Source organism: Haloferax sp. DFSO60 (genome assembly GCF_046557615.1).
GTDB lineage: Archaea > Halobacteriota > Halobacteria > Halobacteriales > Haloferacaceae > Haloferax.
In genome coordinates this window covers 1-2,602 of sequence record NZ_JBKIII010000005.1, presented here as the reverse complement: position 1 = coordinate 2,602, position 2,602 = coordinate 1, and the positions used below count along the sequence as shown (strand labels likewise).

The 2,602-nt window shown below is 53.9% G+C and carries 2 rRNA genes; both read left to right on the top strand.

The window, feature by feature from the left end:
• A 23S ribosomal RNA gene (locus ACK509_RS16565) occupies positions 1-2,334 on the top strand; the annotation flags it as partial.
• A gap of 125 nt (positions 2,335-2,459) precedes the next feature.
• Positions 2,460-2,581, top strand: a 5S ribosomal RNA gene (gene rrf, locus ACK509_RS16560).
• Positions 2,582-2,602 lie beyond the last annotated feature (21 nt).

Genomic DNA, 2,602 nt, shown 5'->3' with positions numbered 1-2,602 from the left:
TCTCTTAGTAAGACTCGTCAGAAGCCGATGTTACGTCGTGCGTTTTGAAAAACGAACCAAGGAGTGTATCTGTTTGGCGAGTCTAAGGAGTGAACCTCCGAAGGCATAGGGAAACCGATACGGCCGCAGTCTTACGACCAGGGCCACCGTCTTCAAGGGCGGGGAGTCAAATGGATACGACCCGAAACCAAGTGATCTACGCCGGAGCAGGGTGAAGCGTGGCGAAAGCTGCGTGGAGGCCCGTTAGAGTTGGTGTCTTACAATACCCTCTCGTGACTCTGGTGTAGGGGTGAAAGGCCCATCGAACTTGGCAACAGCTGGTTCCAACCGAAACATGTCGAAGCATGACCTCTGATGAGATAGTCTGTGAGGTAGAGCGACCGATTGGGAAACCGGCCTCCGAGAGGAGTTCGCTTCCCTGTCAAACTCCAAACTTACAGACGTCGTAGACTCAGGGAGTCCGGACTGCGGGGTAAGCTTGTGGTCCGTGAGGGAGACAACCCAGAGCTAGGTTAAGGACCCTAAATGTGGATTAAGTGCGATTCGAAGATTGTCTCGAGCCCTAAACAGCCGGGAGGTGAGCTTAGAAGCAGCTACCCTCTAAGAAAAGCGTAACAGCTTACCGGCCGAGGTTCGAGGCGTCGAAAATGATCGGGGCTCAAATCCACTTCCGAGACCTGGCGACGTTCTTATGAACGATTCCGTAGGTTGGCATTCTGTTTGGGTGGAAGCACGGGAGAGATCTCGTGTGGACCGAACAGTAACGAAAATCTTGGTCTCAGTAGCAGCGAGAGTCGGGTGTGAACCCCGACGGCCTTACGCGCAAGGGTTCCTCGGCACTGTCATTCAGCCGAGGGTTAGTCGATCCTAAGTCCCACCGTAACTCGAATGGGACAACAGGGAAACTGGTTAATATTCCAGTACCGTTCTACACTAAAAGTCGACGCTTTGGGAAACATCGAGCGGGGCCTTCGCCCCGTCGAATCATCGAAATCCGTGGAAACCGTAATGGTACGAAGCGGGTGAATGTTGAGATAGAGAAATTCGATCGTACCTAGAGCCCGTGAAAAGACGAGTAGACGATCGTACCGAGATCCGACACAGGTGCGCAGGCAGAGAAAGCCAAGGCTTGTCGGGATGAACCGACGTTAGGGAATTCGGCAAATTGGTCCCGTAAGTTCGCGATAAGGGATGCCTGCTCTTGATCGAGCAGGTCGCAGTGACTCGGACGCTTCGACTGTCTAGTAACAACATAGGTGACTGCAAATCCGCAAGGACTCGTACAGTCACTGAATCCTGCCCAGTGCGGGTATCTGAACACCCATTACAATGGGACGAAGGACCCGTCAACGGCGGGGGTAACTATGACCCTCTTAAGGTAGCGTAGTACCTTGCCGCTTCAGTAGCGGCTTGCATGAATGGATCAACGAAAGCGTCACTGTCCCAACGTTGGGCCCGGTGAACAGTACGTTCCAGTGCGGAGTCTGGAGACCCCCAAGGGGAAGCGAAGACCCTATAGAGCTTTACTGCAGGCTGTCGCTGAGACGTGGTCGCTAATGTGCAGCATAGGTAGGAGCCGTTACACAGGTACCCGCGCCAGCGGGCCACCGAGGCAACATTGAAATACTACCCGTTAGTGACTGCGACTCTCACTCTGGGAAGAGGACACCGGTAGCCGGGCAGTTTGACTGGGGCGGTACGCGCTCGAAAAGATATCGAGCGCGCCCAAAGATTTCCTCACGCGAGTCGGAAACTCGTGGAAGAGCGCAAGAGCAAACGGAAGTCTGACAGTGACATTCCCAACGAGTGTCGCTGACGCGAAAGCGTGGTCTAGCGAACCTACGAGGTTCATTCATGGGACCCGTAGATGACAGAAAAGCTACCTTAGGGATAACAGAGTCGTCACCGGCAAGAGCACATATCGACCCGGTGGCTTGCTACCTCGATGTCGGTTCCCTCCATCCTGCCCGTGCAGAAGCGGGCAAGGGTGAGGTTGTTCGCCTATTAAAGGAGGTCGTGAGCTGGGTTTAGACCGTCGTGAGACAGGTCGGCTGCTATCTATTGGGGGTGTTATGGAATTTGACGTGAACGTTCGTATAGTACGAGAGGAACTACGAATGGGTGCCACTGGTGTACCGGTTGTCCGAAAGGGCAGATGCCGGGCAGCTACGCACCACGGGGTAAGAGCTGAACGCATCTAAGCTCGAAACCCACACGGAAAAGAGATTCCACTGAGGACACTTGTAAAAGACGAGTTTGATAGACTCGGGGTGTACGCAACGAGGCAACGAGTTGTTTAGCCCGCGAGAACTAACAGTCCAAGCCATAGTCATACATATTCTGCACTGGACTCGGAGGACGAGTCCAGGCGTTAACTGGATTGCACGTACAGACGATTTAAACGATCGGCCCTACCGATTAGTGGTCTTTGACAACGGTTCGATTCCGTTGGTCGGATTTAAGGCGGCCATAGCGACGAGGTAACACCCGTACCCATCCCGAACACGGCAGTTAAGCTCGTCAGCGTACTGATCAGTACTGGAGTGAGCGATCCTCTGGGAAATTCAGCTCGCCGCCTCCACTCATACTACACACAGCCCAG